This is a genomic window from Achromobacter spanius (genome assembly GCF_003994415.1).
Classification (GTDB): Bacteria; Pseudomonadota; Gammaproteobacteria; order Burkholderiales; family Burkholderiaceae_B; genus Achromobacter; species Achromobacter spanius_C.
In genome coordinates this window covers 2,494,129-2,510,839 of record NZ_CP034689.1, presented here as the reverse complement: position 1 = coordinate 2,510,839, position 16,711 = coordinate 2,494,129, and the positions used below count along the sequence as shown (strand labels likewise).

Here is a 16,711-nt window from a genome sequence, read left to right as displayed (position 1 = left end):
CGGCAACCCAGGCATTACGCCGGGCGCTGCGCGAAGGTCAGGCGCAAGCCGAAGCCGATCAGCGCGGTGCCAAAGATCACGCTTTGCACCTTCTGGGCACGGGGGCTGGCAGACATCCAGCGCCCCACCGCCCCGCCCGCCAGCGCGCAGATCACGTCGAACGTCAGCCCCAAGCTGACAAGAATGACGCCCAGCACCGCAAACTGTTGTCCGATCGATCCGTGCGCGGGCGACACGAATTGCGGCAGCAGCACCGAGCAAAACAGCAAAGCCTTCGGGTTGAGCACGTTGGTCAGCACGCCGCTGAGCAACGCCGCTCCCAGCCCCTGGCCGCGCACCGCTTGCTGGCCCATGGCGTCAAGCACGACCGGCTTCGCGCGCAACAGCTTTACGCCCAGCCACACGAGATAGCAGCCGCCCACCGTGCGGGCGGCGTCGAACGCCCAGGGATGGGTCTTGAACAACGCCGCCAGGCCCAGCGCGGCCAAGGTCACATGCGCGGCGCGCGCGATGGCCAGCCCCACCGCGACCGCCAGCGCTTGCCCGCGTCCGCGCAGCACACCCGTTTCCAACAACAGGATCATGTCCGGGCCTGGCACCACATACACAACCAACAAGGCCCCAAGAAACAAAGCCATATCGGCCATATCCGCGCTCCCATGCATTGCTTTCAAGGCGCTCATTCTAGGTAAATCGGGCTGGCATGTGCTTGCAATTCATGCCAATGAAATTATGATGATTGGCACGTTTCGCCATGCCAATAGAGCTTTTCATAATTTCATGCCAAAACACGAACTGGACGCGTATGACCGCCGTATTCTTGAAGCCTTGCAGCAGAACGGCCGCCTGAGCAATGTAGAGCTGGCCGAGCAGATTGGCTTGTCGCCGTCGCCGTGCCTGCGGCGGGTGCGCATGCTGGAAGACGCGGGCGTGATCCAGGGATACGAAGCGCGGTTGGCGCCGGACGAAGTGGGTCTGGGCCTGACCGTGTTCGTCGGCGTGAAGGTGGAACGGCACCACGAGCGCGACGCCGAGCAATTCCGCAAAGAGGTCAGCGCCCTGCCCGAAGTCATTGCGGCGCATCTGGTGTCGGGCGAGTCCGACTTCCTGCTGCAAGTGGTGGTGCCGGACCTGCGCGGCTACGAGCGCTTTTTGCTGGGCACGCTATTGAAGCTGACCGGCGTGAAAGACATCCGCAGCAACTTCGCCATTCAAACGGTGAAGCCGCAAAGCCCGTTGCCGCTGGACCATCTGAACAAGTAGCCCACCCCACGCCCTTGCTTGCTAAGGCATGTTGGCGGCCGCCTGGTCCACCCGCGCGGCGCGCCGTGCAAAGCGCGCCGCTGACATGGCCAGGTAACGCTCAACCACGGCGGGCTCGGACGTGGCGGGCGTGCCGCCCGGGAACGGCGGCTTGGGGTCGTACTCGATCTGCAACTGGATCAGCTTGGCCACGTCTTCGCCGCACAGCGCCGCCACCACTTTCAGGCCCATGTCGATGCCCGACGTCACGCCCCCGGCCGTGTAGGTATTGCCGTCCACGCACAGGCGTTCCTCGCTGGGAATCGCGCCAAAGCGCGCCAGCAGTTCGCGCGCGCGCCAGTGGCTGGACGCGCGCTTGCCGCGCAAGAGGCCCGCCGCGCCCGGCAGCAGCGACCCCGTGCAGATGCCGAAGAGGTATTGCGCCGCCAGGCCCTGCGTGCGCGTGAACGCCACCCAGTCCGCGTCGATGATGGCGTCATCCGTGCCCGGCCCGCCCGGCACCACCAGCAGGTCGCACTGCCTTGCCGACGCAAGGGTTTGCGTGGGCACGAATTGCAAGCCGCGATCACACCGTACCGGATCGCGCGTTTTTGCGACAAAATCCACGCTAAAGTCCGGCACGTTCGCCAAGACCTCGTAGGGTCCGGTCATATCCAGCTGGGTCAGTCCTTCGAACAAGAGAAAATTCACATGCATGACGATGCTCCCTCAGAAATGCCAGCGTCCAGCATAGGCGGACGCGCCCGCGCCAGTGCGCCAGAATGCGGCCAAACCGCGCCACGGCGCGTGGTGTTCATGCTGTACGACGGCTTCCAGCCGCTGGATCTGGCCGGCCCCTGGCAGGCATTCAGTTCCGCCAACGAAGAGGCGGAAAAGCCGCTTTACCAGTTGAGCACGATCGCCGCCACGCCGGTCGTCAGCACCTGGGAACAGGGCCTGCGCATGCAGGTGGACCGCACCTTCACACAAGACGACGACGCACCCATCGACATGCTGCTGGTACCGGGCGGCCCGGGCGCGGACCGCGCCAGCGCCCATCCCGAAACGATGGCCTGGTTGCGCCGCCGCAACGCTGGCGCGCCGCGCACGTGCAGCGTGTGTACCGGCGCCTTCGTGCTGGCCGCGGCCGGCCTGCTGGATGGCCGCGCCGTCACCACGCATTGGCGGTCCGCCGACCGGCTGCGGCAGATGCACCCCGCGCTGCGCGTGCAAGACGACCGCATCTTCATCGAAAGCGGCAAGTACTGGACGTCGGCGGGCGTCACGGCCGGCATCGACCTGGCCTTGGCGCTGATCGAACGCGACGTGGGCGCCGCGCTGTCGCAACAGGTGGCGCGCCGGCTGGTCGTCTTCATGCGGCGCGATGGCGACCAGCGCCAGTACAGCCAGACGTTGCGCTTGCAAGACCGCGTGGCGGCACCGTTCCGGGATCTGGTCGAAAAGATTGAAGCAAAGCTGTCGGCCCGCTGGTCGGTGGATGACATGGCCGATGCCTGTCATATGTCGCGCCGCACCTTCCAACGTAAGTTCGCGGCGCACTTCGGCGTGGCGCCCACCGAAGTGCTGCGACGGCTGCGGCAGGAACGCGCCAGCGCCTTGCAAGCCGCCGGTAAGATGTCGAAAAAAATGGTCCTACAACATGTGGGCCCGATGCACAACAGGCCCGCTCCATGACGACACCGGCTGTCCACCGCAAGACCGCGCGCCGCGCCCTTGCCGCCTTTGCCTTGCTGGCCCTGCCGCTGCTGGCGGGCTGCGACAAGCCTGACGACTCGCCCAAGCTGACCTTGGAACAACGCTTGTTCAAGGACCTGGCGCCCCACCGGGAATTCAAGGGCGAGTTGAACGGCCAACAGGTGCACTTGATCGTCCACGATTGCGAGGTCTACCTGAACGAGGCCGATCCCGATTCCACGTCAGCCGGCGCCCGCCGCTGGACGAAGGTGCTGGAACCCGAGTTCTACCCGTCATTCATGTCCTGCCAACGCCAGTCCTTAAGCCGCGAAGGCAACACGGTGGAAGCCATCATCGGCGAAATGGCGATGGGCGCGGGCGGATGCTGCGCCACCGGCGGCCGCTTCCGGTCCACGGACGGACGCGAATGGAAGCCACAATAAGCGGCTACCGCCACTGGACGCCGGAGCGGCGAAGACCCGCGACGGTAAGGCGCTACCCCGCCAACCCCACCGACATGCCCCCGCATACATACAGCAGTTGCCCGGTGATGAAGCCCGCCTGCCTGTCCAGGAACATGGCCACGCTGTGCGCCACCTCTTCCGGCTGCCCCACCCGGCGCACCGGAATGGACGCTTCCAGCGCCAGGGTCTTGGGCTGGCCCGGTGGGTTGGACTGATTGAACAGTTCGGTGGCGATCGGGCCCGGCGCCACGGTGTTGACGGTAATGCCGTCGGCTGCCAGTTCCAGCGCCCAGGTGCGCGTCATGCCGGCCAGGCCGGCCTTGGACGCGCCGTAGACCGTGCGCCCACCCTTGCCCAGCGCGGCGCGGCTGCCAATATTGACGACGCGCCCGTACTGCGCCTCGCGCATGCCGGGCAACAGCGCCTGCAACAACAACACGGGCGCGGTCAGGTTCAAGGCCAGCGTGCGCTGCAACTCGGCCTCGGTCACGTCCTCGATGTTGGCCACCTGGATCATGCCGGCGTTGTTCACCAGATGCAGCACAGGCCGCTCGGCCGCCAGTTCGCGCGCGGCCTCGCGGGTGGCTGCCGCATCGCCCAGGTCAACCGAGCGAAATGTCTCGCCCGGCAGCAGGGCATCGGGCGGCCGACGGCTGAAATTCACCACCTGGTAGCCGTCCTGGATCAGGCGGGCCACGATGGCGCGGCCGATGCCCCGGCTGCCGCCGGTGACAAGTGCGATGGGCGTGTTCATTTTGCGGTGATCCCCTGTTCTTTGATGAGCCCGCCCCACTTCTTGCGCTCGTTGCGTTCGAAGGCGGCCAGGTCATCGCCAAACAGCGTGCCGGGCTTGGCGCCCATGGTGGCGAAATTCTTGGCCAGGGCGGCGTCTTGCAGTCCGCTGCGGGCCGCGTCGATCAATTGCTTGACCACGGGCGCCGGTGTGCCGCGCGGCGCGTACAACGCAAACCAGGCCGTCACGTCAAACCCCGGCAAGCCGGATTCGGCAACGGTAGGCAAGTCAGGCACGGAGGGGTCGCGCTGCACTGAGGTGACGGCCACGCCCCGCACCAGGCCGCCGTCCTTGATCTGCGCCAGCGAGCCGGGCAGATTGTCGAACAACAGGTCCACCTGTCCGCCCGCCACGGCGGGCAAGGACGCGGACGTGCCCTTGAACGGCACATGCAGCATCGTCACCCCCGCCATCGACTCAAAGTACGCGCCCGTCAGGTGCACCGACGACCCGATGCCCGGCGATGCGTAGGTCAGCTTCTTGTCGGGCGACTGCTTGGCCGCCTTGATGATGTCGGCCACCGTCTTGTAGGGCGACTTTGCGCTGACGGCGATAACGTTCGGCGTGGTGGACACCAGCGCGATCGGCACCAGGTCTTTTTCGGGGTCGAACGCCATGTTGCTGTACAGGAACTGGTTGATGGTCTGCGTGCCGATCGTGCCCAGGCCCAGCGTGTAGCCGTCGGCCTTGGCGCGGGCCACGTAAGCCATGCCGATATTGCCGCCCGCGCCGGGCTTGTTTTCAACCAGCACCGTCTGCTTCAGGCCGGGTTGCAGCGCGTTGGCGATGGCGCGGCCGAACATGTCGGCGCCGCCGCCCGGCGGGTACGGCACCACCACCGTGACAGGGTGGTCGGGATAGCCCGCGGCATGCGCCACGGGCAACGCCAGCAGGGCCAGGGCGGCCAGCGCCAGCCTGCGCCGCACGGCGCGCGGGGGTACGGATGAGGTCATGAACTTGTCTCCTGTTGAATCCGCTGCATGCGGATTTCTTCTTGAAATGGATCACTGCTCAAAGTACGTAAATACGTACTATAGTTATAAAAACACAGAAATCGGATAGGAGACAAGCAAATGAAACGCTGGACGCAACGCCCCGAAGGATCCACCTGGGGCGACTTCGGGCCCGACGACGAGCTGGGCCGGCTGAACCTGCTGACCGAAGAGAAAGTGTTGCAGGCGGTGCGCGAAGTGCGCGCGGGCAAGGTGTTCTGCCTGTCGCTGCCGCTGGACCTGCCGGGCGGCAACGTGCTCAACCCCCGCCGCCACGCCCCCACGCTCAAGCCCACTTTCCGCGAGGGCACGCCGTACCTGAACTTTGCGATGTCGCAAGTGCAGCCCGAGGCCGTGGACGTGCTGTCCGACGACCAGGTGACGCTGTCGATGCAGTATTCCACGCAGTGGGACGGCCTGTGCCACGTGGGCGCGCTGTTCGACATCCAGGGCGACGGCGAGGCCCGCCGCGTGTATTACAACGGTTACGCCGCCGGGGTGGACGTGTTTGGCGGCGCCGACCCCGACACCGCGCCAGAGGCCTGCTGCCCGCCCGGCGGCTCATATGCGCGCAAGCTCAGCGTCAGCCGCTATGCCGAAAAGGGCATGCAGGGGCGCGGCGTGCTGGTGGACCTGGCGCGTGCCTTCGGCCCGGGCCGCACGCTGGTGGGACACGAACAATTGCAAGCCGCCATGCGGGAGCAGAACGTGGTGGTGGAAAGCGGCGACATGCTGGTGTTGCGCACCGGTTTTGCCGAGCGCGTGGTTGAAATGAACGGGCAGCCGGACCCGCACGCGCTGGAGCAGACCGGCGCGGTGCTGGACGGCGCGGATAGTGCGCTGCTGGACTGGATATCCGCCAGCGGCGTGGCCGCCATCTGCGCCGACAACTACGCGGTGGAATCCTACCCGGCGCGCACCTCCGGCCCCGGCCATTCCATCCTGCCGCTGCACCACCACTGCCTGTTCAAGCTGGGCGTGCCGCTGGCAGAGCTGTGGTATTTGAAGGACCTGGCCGACTGGCTGCACGCCAACGGACGCAACCGCTTCCTGTTGACCGCCCCGCCCTTGCGCATGCCCGGCGCGGTGGGTTCGCCCGTGACGCCCATCGCCACGGTGTAAACCATGACGCAGCCGTACTCGACCTTCGCCGAGCACCTGGACGCGCTGGCCGCCCGCCGCCCCGATGCGACCCTGTTGATCGATCAAGACCAGCGGATCAGCGCCGCGCAGTTGCGCGGCCAGAGCCGCGCCCTGGCCGCGGGACTGGCGCGCATCGGCGTGCGCCCCGGCCACCGCGTGGCGGTCTGGTTGCCCAACTGCGCCGCCTGGGTGGAATCTTTCCTGGCCTGCGCGCATCTGGGCGCGCTGGTGCTGGCCGTCAACACGCGCTTTCGCGCCCTGGAAGTGGCCGACATCCTGGGGCGTGGCCAAGCCGACTGGCTGGTGTTCTGGCCGGGCTTCAAGGGCATCGACTTCGCGGGCATCCTGGCGGGTGTTCCGCCGTCGGAGCTGGCGCGCCTGCAAGGCGTGATCGCCGTTTCCACGCCAGATCCGACCGACGCCACCTTGAATGAGGCCGCCACGCCGCCCGCCGCATTCATCCCCGGCAAACCAACCCATCGCTACGCCGACCTGATGGCAGGCCAAGAGCCGCCGCCCGCCGCGCAAGGCAATGCCGGGGTGCTGTGTTTCACCACGTCGGGCACCACGTCCAAGCCCAAGTTCGTGCTGCACGATCAACAAACGCTGCTGCGCCACGGCGCCACGGTGGCACAGGCTTTCGGCTATGACGACAACAGCTGCGTGCTGGCCAGCGCGCCGTTCTGCGGGGCGTTCGGCTTTGCGACGCTGGCGGGCGGCCTGGCGCAAGGCGTGCCCGTGGTCTGCGCGCCGGTGTTCAACGCCGCCGAATCGGCCGACGCGGTGGCGCGTTACCGGGTCACCCACACCTATGCCAACAACGAAGCGCTAGTGGGCATGATGCAGGCAGCGCCCCGCAACGCCTTCGCCTCCGCCCGGCTGTTCGGCTTTGCCAGCTTCACGCCGGCACTGGACAACATGCTGGACCTGGCGCGCGAAGCCGGCGTGCCGCTGACCGGCCTGTACGGCTCCAGCGAATTGATCGCGCTGGTGGCGGGCCAGCCCCGCGACCCGGCCGAGGGCGACGTGTCCGCCCGCCACCAACCCGGCGGCACGCTGATCTACCCCCAGGCGCGTGTCCGCGCCCGCGACCCGGAATCCGGCCAGGTGCTGCGGCACGGCCAATCGGGCGAAATTGAAATCCTGTCGCCCAGCCTGATGCAAGGCTATCTGGACAACCCCGAGGCCACGCGCAACGCCGTCACCAATGACGGCTATTTCAAGACGGGCGACCTGGGCTACACGCTGACCGAGCGGCAGTTCGTGTTCCAGACCCGCATGGGAGATTCCCTGCGCCTGTCGGGCTTTCTGGTGAACCCCGTGGAAATCGAACAGGTGGTTGAAACCCTGCCCGGCGTGCGCGCCTGCCAGGTGGTGGGCGCCACGCGCCACGGCAAGATCGTGCCCTACGCCTTCGTGCTGTTGAATGAGGGCGCCCAAGCCGACCCCACCGGCTGGACCGCCGCCTGCAAGGCCGCCATGGCCGGCTTCAAGGCCCCGGTGGGCTTTACCGTGCTGGAGGCCTTTCCGTCGGTGGAAAGCGCCAATTCGGTCAAGATCCAGAAACACCGGCTGCGCGACATGGCTGAGGCTATGCTCTCGGATCCTTCTTTGCCACCCACGCCCTGACCCATGCCCGCCCGCAAGCTTTTCTCGCGCAGCCCCCAGCCGCTTTACCTGCAAGCGGCGGCGCTGTTCCGCAGCCATATCCAGAACCGCACGTGGCGGCCGGGGCAACAGATCCCGCCGCTTGAGTCGCTGATGGAAACCTATGGCATTTCGCGGGCCACCATACGCCAAGCGTTCGGCCTGTTGGAACAGGACGGCCTGATCCGGCGCTCGCGCGGGTCGGGCACGTTCGTGAATGCGGAACTGCCGGAAACCCCCACGCTGCTGATCCCCAAGACCTGGGCCGAAACCGTGGAACTGAGCAATCAACTGGGCACGGTGTCCTTGGTGGAATCCAGCGCCGACTCCCCATTGCCCGACACGCTGGGCATGCCTTGCGAGGCGGATCGCGGCGGGCTGTTCCAATACCTGCGGCGCGTGCACACCACCGACGCCGGCCCCTTCTGCTACAGCGAAGTGTTTCTGGAAAGCGGGCTGTTCCGCAAGCATCGCACCCGCATCCAGAAAAGCACCGTGGCGCCCGTGCTGGACCAGTTCTACGGCACCCGCATCAGCGAAGCGCGCCAGGTGCTGAACGTAATCGAAGCCGGCCAGGAATCGGCCGAGTCCTTGCAGATTCCCGTGTCGTCGCCCGTGGCCGAGCTGCGCCGCTATGCCTGCATCGACGGCCGCGTGGTGTATTTCGCGCGGCTGGAGTTTCCGTTTCGCAAAGTGCGGATGGAATTCGACCTGCTGGCGCAACGCTGATTCCGCCTTTCTTATCCAACCAAGGAGCCCATCCCACCACCACGCCCACTTTCGCCGCCCGCCCCAAGACACCAGAGCGCCATTGAAGCGCCAGCAGGTTCCAGACCGATCCGGCACAAGAGGAGACAAACCATGGCTTACGCCAACACGCCCCGGATTTCCATGCAATGCCGCAGCACGATCACCCGTCTATTCGCCGCGTCCGCCCTGTTGGCGGCAGCGGCCACCCCCGCCTGGGCGCAGCAGCCCGCCGCCATCTCTGACGACGTCGTCCGGCTGGGCCTGATCCTGGACATGAGCGGCGTCTACGCCGACGTGACCGGCAAGGGCAGCGCCACCGCGGCCGAGATGGCCATCGCCGATTTCGGCGGCACGGTGCTGGGCAAGAAGATCGACATGATGGTGGTAGACCACCAGAACAAGGCCGACATCGCCGCCGCGAAAGCACGCGAGTGGTACGACACGCAGAAGGTGGACGCCATCATGGACGTGGCGGGTTCCGCGCCCGCGCTGGCCGTGCTGGAAGTGGCCCGTGAAAAGAAGAAGATCGTGGTGTTCAGCGGCCCCGGCACCGAGCGCATCACCAACGATCTGTGCTCGCCCTATTCCGTGCACTACACCTACGACACCTGGTCGCTGGCCAACACCACGGCGCGCGCCAACGTCGAAAAGGGCGGCAAGACCTGGTACTTCCTGACGGCCGACTACGCGTTTGGCCACACGCTGCAAGCGTCCGCCACCGACGTGGTCAAGGCCAACGGCGGCACGGTGCTGGGCGCCTCTCGCCACCCCTTGGGGTCCAGCGACTTCGCGTCCTACTTGCTGCAGGCCCAGGCCAGCAAGGCGCAGGTGGTGGGCCTGGCCAACGCGGGCGGCGACACGGTCAACGCCATCAAGGCGGCCCGCGAATTCGGCCTGACGCAGGGCGGCCAGAAGATGGCCGGCTTGCTCTTGTACATCAATGACATCCACGCCATCGGCCTGGAAGCCGCGGCCGGCCTGACCCTGACCGAAGCGTTCTATTGGGACATGAACGACCAGACACGCGCCTGGTCGCAGCGCTACTACGACAAGCTGAAGAAAATGCCCAACATGAGCCAGGCGGGCACCTATTCGTCAGTGATGCACTACCTGAAGGCGGTGCAGGCGGCCGGCACCGATGCGCCCGACGCCGTGATGAAGCAGATGAAGTCCATGCCCATCAACGACTTCTTCGCCACCAACGGTCGCATCCGCGAAGACGGCCGCATGGTGCACGACATGTACCTGTTCGAGGTCAAGCAGCCTTCGGAGTCCAAGCGGCCGTGGGACTACTACAAGCTGGTCGCCACCCTGCCGGGCGACCAGGCCTTCATGCCCTTGTCCAAATCCACCTGCCCGCTGGTGAAGAAGTAAGCGCCTTGGGGGTGGCCTCGCCGGATACGTTAGGATGAGCGCCACCCCCAGGAGATTGCCGCATGACCGCCCCCATTGCCGCCACCATCGCCGCCGTCATCCGCGACAGCCACGTGCTGCTGGTGCGCCGCGCGAACCCGCCCGATGAAAACTGCTGGGCCTTTCCGGGCGGCAAGATCAACGCCGGTGAACCCATCGAAGCCGCGACCGCGCGCGAATTGCTGGAAGAGACCGGCGTCGTGGCCGAGCCCCTGCATGTGTTCGACGCGGTGGACGTCTTCGACCGCGACGACACCGGCGCGCTGCGCCGTCATTTCATCTTGATCGCCATGCTGTGCCGCTGGCAATCCGGCGAGCCGGTAGCCGGCGACGACGCGCGCGAGGCGCGCTGGATAGCGCTTGCCGACCTGGAAGGACACGAGCTTGCCACCAGCTTCGGCGTGGCGCGGCTGGCCCGCAAGGCGGCGGCGCTGATGGCGGGGTCGACCTGAACATCGCCCACCAGGCCCGTGCAATGGTGCGCGCTTGAACCGAGCCGCGCCGCGTCAACTCAGTCCACGCCCCGCCCCTTGCCGGCCCGGCCCGCATGATCAGGTAAGGTGTAGCCCCCTGCACCCCTTATCTCTTCATTCCTGGAGCCGTGAATGACCGGATTGTTTATCGTGGTGGCGGCGCTGGCGTTTTTGATGCTGGCGGCGTATCGAGGTTATAGCGTCATCCTGTGTGCGCCGATTGCAGCCATGGGCGCGGTGTTGCTGACGGATCCGTCGGCGCTGGCTCCCGTGTTTTCGGGCATCTTCATGGAGCGCATGGCGGGCTTTGCCAAGCTGTATTTCCCCGTGTTCCTGTTGGGCGCGGTGTTCGGCAAGCTGATCGAACTATCCGGCTTTTCGCGCGCCATCGTGCAGGCCGTGCTGCGCATGATCGGCGCCGAGCGCGCCATCCTGGCCATCGTGATGGTGTGCGCGGTATTGACCTATGGCGGCGTATCGCTGTTCGTGGTGGTGTTCGCCGTCTACCCCTTCGCGGCCGAGATGTTCCGCCAGGGCGGCATTCCCAAACGCTTGATGCCCGGCGCCATTGCGCTGGGCGCGTTCACCTTCACGATGACGGCATTGCCCGGCACGCCGCAGATCCAGAACATCATCCCCACCACGTTCTTTGAAACCACCACCTGGGCCGCCCCCTGGCTGGGCCTGATTGGCGCGGCGTTCACGCTGACCGTGGGCATCACGTATCTGGAATGGCGACGCAAGCGCGCGGCCGCGGCGGGCGAAACCTATGGCACCGAACTGCACAACGAACCCACCACCCCGGCTACCGAACGCGATCACCATCCGCTGATCGCGCTGCTGCCGCTGGTGGTCGTGGGGGTGGTGAACTTCCTGCTGACCCGCTGGATTCCCGGCTGGTATCCGGCGGGCGCCGAAGTGGACCTGCCCGGCCTGGCCCAGCCCCTGCCCGTCAACGCCGCCGACCAGGTGGCGCTGTGGGCCGTGATGGGCGCGCTGATCGCGGGCATCGCGACCATCCTGCTGTTTTCGTTTTCCGCCATCAAGGCGCACTTTGCCGAAGGCAGCAAAAGCGCCGTGTCGGGCGCGCTGCTGGCGTCCATGAACACGGCGGCTGAATACGGCTTTGGCGGCGTCATTGCCGCGCTGCCGGGCTTTCTGCTGGTGGCCGACGCGCTCAAGGCCATTCCCGACCCGCTGGTCGGCGAAGCCGTGGCGGTGACGTCGCTGGCGGGCATCACCGGGTCGGCCTCGGGCGGCATGAGCATCGCGCTGGCCGCGATGGCGCAGACCTTTATCGACGGCGCGGTGGCGGCCGGCATTCCCATGGAGGTGCTGCACCGCGTTGCCGCCATGGCCAGCGGCGGCATGGACACGCTGCCCCACAACGGCGCGGTCATCACGCTGCTGGCCGTTACCGGCCTGACGCATCGCCAGTCATATGGCGACATCTTCGCCATTACGCTGATTTCAACGCTGTCGGTATTCGTGGTGATTGCGACGTACTACCTGACCGGCATCGTCTGATCGAACGCAGTGGCGAACACCTGGGTCAGCCACTGCGTAAACACACGCACCCGCGCCGACACCTGCCGGTTCTGCAGGGAAAGCCGGGCAAGCCGGGCATGAGAAAGTATTTGGCCAGCGTGCCTTGCGCATTGACCAGCAGCCGCGCGCCCAGGCGTTTTTCCATGCGCTTGATCAGGTTGGTGACCGTGGCGCGCGGGATGCGCAGGTCTTCCGCCGCTTGCGAAAAGCTGCGCCGCTCGGCGATGCGGACGACTACCTGCATTTCCTGGAAACGGTCCACGAAAGCCCCTGCCGATTATTAATGCAGATGAAATTAACTTAGCGAATATAGGGTGATTATTTTCGGTTTGGAATAGTTCATCATTCGTTCCATGCAGGTTTACCTCCTGCCTTGCATCCCCCTTTCATTGGAGCCGTCACATGAATACGCAAGCCCCTGATCACGCATCGCCACGCGTCGCCCTGGTTACCGGCGGGTCGCGCGGCATTGGCGCGGCCATCGTGCGCCGCCTGGCGCAGGACGGTTATGCCGTCGCCATCAACTACGCGGCCAGCGCCACGCATGCCGAGACCCTGGCCGACGAAATCCGCCAGGCCGGCGGCCGCGCGCTGGCGGTACAGGCCGACGTGGCCAAGCCCGCCCAGGTGCGCGCGCTGTTCGACAAGGTGGAATCGGAATTGGGCCGCATCAGCGCGTTGGTCAACAGCGCAGGCGTACTGAAGGTGCAGCCACTGGCGCAGACCAGCGACGAAGACTACGACCAGACCTTCGACATCAATACCCGCGGCACCTTCAACACGCTGCGCGAAGCCGCCACGCGCCTGGCCGATGGCGGCAGCATCGTCAACGTGTCCAGCACCACCGTGGCGACCAACCTGCCGGGCTACGCCATCTACATCGCCAGCAAGGCCGCCGTGGAAAGCCTGACGCACGTATTCGCCAAGGAACTGCGCGGGCGCCGCATCACGGTCAATGCCGTGGCGCCCGGCCCGGTGGCCACCGAACTGTTCCTGACGGGCAAGAGCCCCGAACTGATCGAGCACTTTGCCAAGATGCCGCCGCTGGAACGGCTGGGCCAGCCGGAAGACATCTCGGGCATTGTGTCGTTCCTGGCCAGCCCCGACAGCGGCTGGGTCAACGGTCAGGTGCTGCGCGCCAATGGCGGCATGGCCTGAGCGCGGCGTCAGAACCGGTATTGCGCCGTGGCCACCACGGTGCGCGGCTCGCCCACCCGGATCTGCCCGGCGCTGGTGGCCGAGCCGTAGTAGGTCTTGTCGGTGATGTTGCGCATGGCCAGGCGCCAGTCCCACTTGCCGGTGCGATAGCCCACCAGCGCATCCCACCGCGCATAGCCCGGCAGTGTCGTCAGGTTGGTGTTGTCGGCGTAGCGTTCGCCCACGAAGGTCAGGCCGGTTTCACCGTACAGACCCTCGGCCGGCTTGTAGGTCAGGAACACGCTGCCGTTGCGCCGCGCCACGTTGCTGACGCGGTTGCCTGCCATGCCGTTGTTGTCTTCGATGATGGCGGCGTTTTGCAGGCCGATCCCGCCACGCAGATACCAGTTGCCCGTCAGCCGGCCGGCGGCGGTCAGCTCGATGCCGCGTGAACGCTGCTTGCCGGTCAGCAGCACCAGCGTCGGGTCGTTGGGGTCGGTGGTGCGGCGGTTATAGAGTTCAAGCTGGTACAGCGCCAGCGTGGTGCTCAACTGCCCGTCCAGCCAATCGCTCTTGACGCCCACTTCCGTCTGGCGCGTGTGTTCGGGGCCAGCTCGTTGGTGTTGCCGCGCGCGTTCGGCGTGATGCCGATGGTGCCGCCGCCCGTGGGCGAAAACGTCTTGCTGTACGAGGCATAAAAGGAATGATCGCGCAGCGGCGACCACACCAGGCCCACGCGCGGGCTGACGCCGCTGCTGTCGTGCGACGCCGAGGCATCCAGCAGGCGGTTGGTGGAATCAATGCTGAAGCGGTCCATGCGCACGCCCAGCAGCACCTGCCACGCATCGTTCAAGCGGATCTGATCCTGCACGTAATAGCCCTGGCTCTTGACCTTGTGGCGCGCGTCGCTGCTGAGCGCCATGACGCCGTTGTGCTGCTGGGACAAGTCCGGGTCGTAGAGATCCAGCGCCGGCACGGGCTGCGCGCCTGGCCCGCGCGTGGCGGCGGAATACAAGGTGGGCGAGCGGTCCTGGTGCGCCAGTTCCACCCCGAACAGCACGCGGTGCTCGATGCCGCCGGTATGGAACACCCCTTCGGTTTCCAGGTTGTTGGTGATGTTGCGCGTGCTGAGGTTCTGCTGCCAGCGCGTGCGCGTGACCTTGCCGGTGGCGGCGTTGTAGCCCGTCAGGTAGGTGTTGTCGAAATCGCTGTCCAGCTTGAACACGCCCAGCGTGTAGCGCAATTGCCAATCCGGCGCCAGCGTGTAGGCCAGGCGCGAGCGGAATGATTGCGCGCGGTCGTCGATGTAGTCGCGGTCGGGGTCGCCGTAGACGGTGCTGCGGCCCACGTCGGCGGGCCGGCCGTTGACGCTGGGGATGCCGCGGTCGGGCGTGCGGTCATAGCGGCTGTATTCGTACTGCACCAGCCAGTCCAGGTTGGGCGTGATGCGCCAGTTGATGGCCGGCGCCACCAACTGGCGCGTGCCGCCGATCTTGTGGCGGAAGCTGTTGCTGTCTTCCTGACCCACGTTCAGGCGCACGCTGACGTTGTCGCTGGGGTCGGCGCTGAAGTCGCCGTACACGCTGCGCAAATCCCAACTGCCGGTCTGCGCTTCGATGCTGGATTCCCGGCCGGGCTGCGGCGCCTTGCTGATGCGGTTGACGATGCCGCCCTGGCTACCCCGTCCGTACAACACGGCGGCCGGCCCCTTCAGCACTTCGATGCGCTCAATGTTGCGCAAGTCGCGCACGTACTGGCTGTCGTCGCGGATACCGTCCAGATAGAAATCGCTGCTGGCGTCAAAGCCGCGTATACGCACCGAGTCAAAGCGCGTGTCTTGCGCGCTGGATACGTTGGGCATGCCCGACAACGCGTCGCTAATCGTCGAGACGCCGTAGTTCTGCACGTTTTCGACCTTCACAGTGTTGATGGTCTGCGGCACGTAGCGGGCCGGCGTCTGCGTGCGCGTGGCGGTGGTGACTTCGGGCACACGCGGGTCGTCGACATTGGCGCCTTCGACGCTGATGGCAGGCAATTGGGCGGTCTGGGCCAGTGCCTGCGGCACGGCGGATGACAGGGCGAACGCTACCGCCAAAGACAGGGAGCGCGGGACATACGGCGGATACATCGCAAGACCTTTTGAAGATTCAGAAAAATGAAAGGCGCGATGCTATCGAGAATTGATTCTATTTACAAATGAGACTCAATCTTGTTGCAGCGCTGCAACATTCTCATCCGAACGCATGACGGCAAGCCGCCCGAGAGGCGTTTGGCCTATCGCCCGCAAGCTCGCGAATTTGCGAGCTTGCTCATCCATTGCGGCGATGCGCGTCTCGCCCGAGCGGCCGAGACCCTGGCCCTGACGTCAAGACATTTTCGTTAATCACTCGGCAGTTCGACCTACGTCCAAGTCTGGCCAGCCGGACGAGATTTGCATGAGACGGCACCCGGAAGGTCTGGTTTAGGCTGACCCGGCAGTACTCCGACTCACCTTGATCGATTGGACTAAAGCAAATGAATCAACTCATTCATACCGACTGCCACCCCTTCACCGCCGCGGGCGACATGAAGCAAATCTCGGCCTTTTATGAGGAGGGACGCCGAGTCATGTGGATGATGCTGCGTGCACAACCGCGGCCGTGCTTTAACCACGAACTCATTGACGAAATCATGACCTTGGCGCGCGCCGCCAAGGATTCAGGCTTGCCCATCGACTTCTGGGTCACGGGCTCGCTGGTGCCGCAGATCTACAACGTGGGCGGCGACTTGAACTTCTTCGCCGAAGCCATCCGCACCGGCAAGCGTGAAGCGCTGCGGGCCTACGCACGCGCTTGCGTGGACTGCGTGCATGCAGCGTCGCGCGGCTTCGATACCGGGGCGATCTCGTTGGCCATGATCGAAGGCACGGCGCTGGGCGGCGGCTTTGAAGCCGCGCTGGCGCACCACTTCGTGCTGGCGCAGAACAATGCGCGCATGGGCTTTCCGGAAATGGCGTTCAACCTGTTTCCGGGCATGGGCGGGTACTCATTGGTGGCGCGCCGTTCCGGCATGAAGTTGGCCGAAGAACTGATCAGTACGGGCGAATCGCATACGGCTGAATGGTTCCACGGCAAGGGGCTGGTGGACACGCTGTTCGAACCGGGCGAGGCGTACCGCGCCACCCGCACCTTCATCGATGTGATGCGGCCCAAACTCAACGGCATGCGCGCCATGCTGCGCGCGCGCCAGCGCGTGCTGAACCTGTCACGTTCCGAACTGATGGACATCACCGAGGACTGGGTCGAGGCCGCGTTCTCGATAGACCCGAAAGACCGCGCCTACATGGAACGCCTGGTGCTGGCGCAGAACCGCCGCAGCGCCGTCAGCAGCGAAGCCGTGCAGGAAGCCACCATGCACTAGGCGCACACCCGCATC

General features: G+C 65.7%; 17 protein-coding genes and 1 pseudogene. 11 read left to right on the top strand and 7 right to left on the bottom strand.

Annotated elements, in window-relative coordinates; genetic code table 11:
- Positions 1-14 precede the first annotated feature (14 nt).
- Positions 15-638, bottom strand: coding sequence for a LysE family translocator (locus tag ELS24_RS11700; RefSeq protein ID WP_232312089.1), 624 nt, complete (start codon positions 636-638; stop codon positions 15-17).
- 142 nt (positions 639-780) lie between these two features.
- Between ELS24_RS11700 and ELS24_RS11695 the strand changes: the two genes are divergently transcribed.
- The gene (locus ELS24_RS11695; RefSeq protein ID WP_050448032.1) at positions 781-1,263 is read left to right on the top strand and encodes an Lrp/AsnC family transcriptional regulator; all 483 of its coding nucleotides are present in this window, start codon (positions 781-783) and stop codon (positions 1,261-1,263) included.
- Between the two features lie 21 nt (positions 1,264-1,284).
- On the opposite strand, the gene ELS24_RS11690 is transcribed toward ELS24_RS11695, so the two are convergent.
- Positions 1,285-1,959, bottom strand: a complete 675-nt coding sequence (locus tag ELS24_RS11690; RefSeq protein WP_127184204.1) for a DJ-1/PfpI family protein — start codon at positions 1,957-1,959, stop codon at positions 1,285-1,287.
- Between the two features lie 90 nt (positions 1,960-2,049).
- Here ELS24_RS11690 and ELS24_RS11685 point away from each other — a divergent pair, with 90 nt between their 5' ends.
- Complete coding sequence (locus ELS24_RS11685; protein ID WP_240669550.1) at positions 2,050-2,937, top strand: GlxA family transcriptional regulator; 888 nt, start codon at positions 2,050-2,052, stop codon at positions 2,935-2,937.
- Positions 2,934-3,380 (top strand): hypothetical protein, encoded by a 447-nt coding sequence (locus ELS24_RS11680; protein WP_127184202.1) that lies wholly within the window; start codon positions 2,934-2,936, stop codon positions 3,378-3,380. Before ELS24_RS11685 ends, ELS24_RS11680 begins: the two co-directional genes overlap by 4 nt.
- Before the next feature lie 52 nt (positions 3,381-3,432).
- Here the strand turns inward: ELS24_RS11680 and ELS24_RS11675 are convergent, their stop codons facing one another.
- Positions 3,433-4,155: an SDR family oxidoreductase gene (locus ELS24_RS11675; RefSeq protein ID WP_127184201.1), complete on the bottom strand. Its 723-nt coding sequence runs from the start codon at positions 4,153-4,155 to the stop codon at positions 3,433-3,435.
- Positions 4,152-5,147 (bottom strand): Bug family tripartite tricarboxylate transporter substrate binding protein, encoded by a 996-nt coding sequence (locus tag ELS24_RS11670; RefSeq protein WP_127184200.1) that lies wholly within the window; start codon positions 5,145-5,147, stop codon positions 4,152-4,154. The genes ELS24_RS11675 and ELS24_RS11670 overlap by 4 nt, the downstream gene beginning before the upstream one ends.
- A gap of 120 nt (positions 5,148-5,267) precedes the next feature.
- Here ELS24_RS11670 and ELS24_RS11665 point away from each other — a divergent pair, with 120 nt between their 5' ends.
- From ELS24_RS11665 to ELS24_RS11640, 6 genes are all read left to right on the top strand, one after another.
- Complete coding sequence (locus tag ELS24_RS11665; RefSeq protein WP_050447972.1) at positions 5,268-6,308, top strand: cyclase family protein; 1,041 nt, start codon at positions 5,268-5,270, stop codon at positions 6,306-6,308.
- 3 nt (positions 6,309-6,311) lie between these two features.
- Positions 6,312-7,958: an AMP-binding protein gene (locus tag ELS24_RS11660; protein ID WP_127184199.1), complete on the top strand. Its 1,647-nt coding sequence runs from the start codon at positions 6,312-6,314 to the stop codon at positions 7,956-7,958.
- Between the two features lie 3 nt (positions 7,959-7,961).
- Positions 7,962-8,705, top strand: coding sequence for a GntR family transcriptional regulator (locus ELS24_RS11655; protein WP_050447974.1), 744 nt, complete (start codon positions 7,962-7,964; stop codon positions 8,703-8,705).
- Positions 8,706-8,837: 132 nt separating this feature from the next.
- A complete protein-coding gene (locus ELS24_RS11650) occupies positions 8,838-10,100 on the top strand; it encodes an ABC transporter substrate-binding protein (protein WP_083447436.1) in 1,263 nt (420 codons plus the stop codon).
- A 62-nt stretch (positions 10,101-10,162) separates the two neighbouring features.
- A complete protein-coding gene (locus tag ELS24_RS11645; protein WP_127184198.1) occupies positions 10,163-10,591 on the top strand; it encodes an NUDIX hydrolase in 429 nt (142 codons plus the stop codon).
- A gap of 153 nt (positions 10,592-10,744) precedes the next feature.
- On the top strand, positions 10,745-12,139 hold the full coding sequence (locus ELS24_RS11640; protein ID WP_127184197.1) for a GntP family permease: 1,395 nt from the start codon (positions 10,745-10,747) through the stop codon (positions 12,137-12,139).
- A 70-nt stretch (positions 12,140-12,209) separates the two neighbouring features.
- Here the strand turns inward: ELS24_RS11640 and ELS24_RS11635 are convergent.
- A pseudogene (locus ELS24_RS11635) lies at positions 12,210-12,422 on the bottom strand (helix-turn-helix domain-containing protein); the annotation flags it as partial.
- 140 nt (positions 12,423-12,562) lie between these two features.
- On the opposite strand from ELS24_RS11635, the gene ELS24_RS11630 reads away from it, so the two are divergent.
- Complete coding sequence (locus ELS24_RS11630) at positions 12,563-13,318, top strand: SDR family oxidoreductase (protein ID WP_127184196.1); 756 nt, start codon at positions 12,563-12,565, stop codon at positions 13,316-13,318.
- An 8-nt stretch (positions 13,319-13,326) separates the two neighbouring features.
- Here ELS24_RS11630 and ELS24_RS31520 read toward each other — a convergent pair whose 3' ends face one another.
- Both ELS24_RS31520 and ELS24_RS11625 read right to left on the bottom strand, forming a co-directional pair.
- Positions 13,327-13,848 carry a TonB-dependent receptor domain-containing protein gene (locus ELS24_RS31520; protein ID WP_275066575.1) on the bottom strand — a complete coding sequence of 174 codons (522 nt, stop codon included), beginning with the start codon at positions 13,846-13,848 and terminating at the stop codon, positions 13,327-13,329.
- Complete coding sequence (locus ELS24_RS11625; RefSeq protein ID WP_275066574.1) at positions 13,845-15,425, bottom strand: TonB-dependent receptor; 1,581 nt, start codon at positions 15,423-15,425, stop codon at positions 13,845-13,847. Before ELS24_RS11625 ends, ELS24_RS31520 begins: the two co-directional genes overlap by 4 nt.
- 386 nt (positions 15,426-15,811) lie before the next feature.
- Here ELS24_RS11625 and ELS24_RS11620 point away from each other — a divergent pair, with 386 nt between their 5' ends.
- On the top strand, positions 15,812-16,696 hold the full coding sequence (locus ELS24_RS11620) for a crotonase/enoyl-CoA hydratase family protein (RefSeq protein ID WP_127184195.1): 885 nt from the start codon (positions 15,812-15,814) through the stop codon (positions 16,694-16,696).
- The last annotated feature ends 15 nt before the right edge of the window (positions 16,697-16,711 follow it).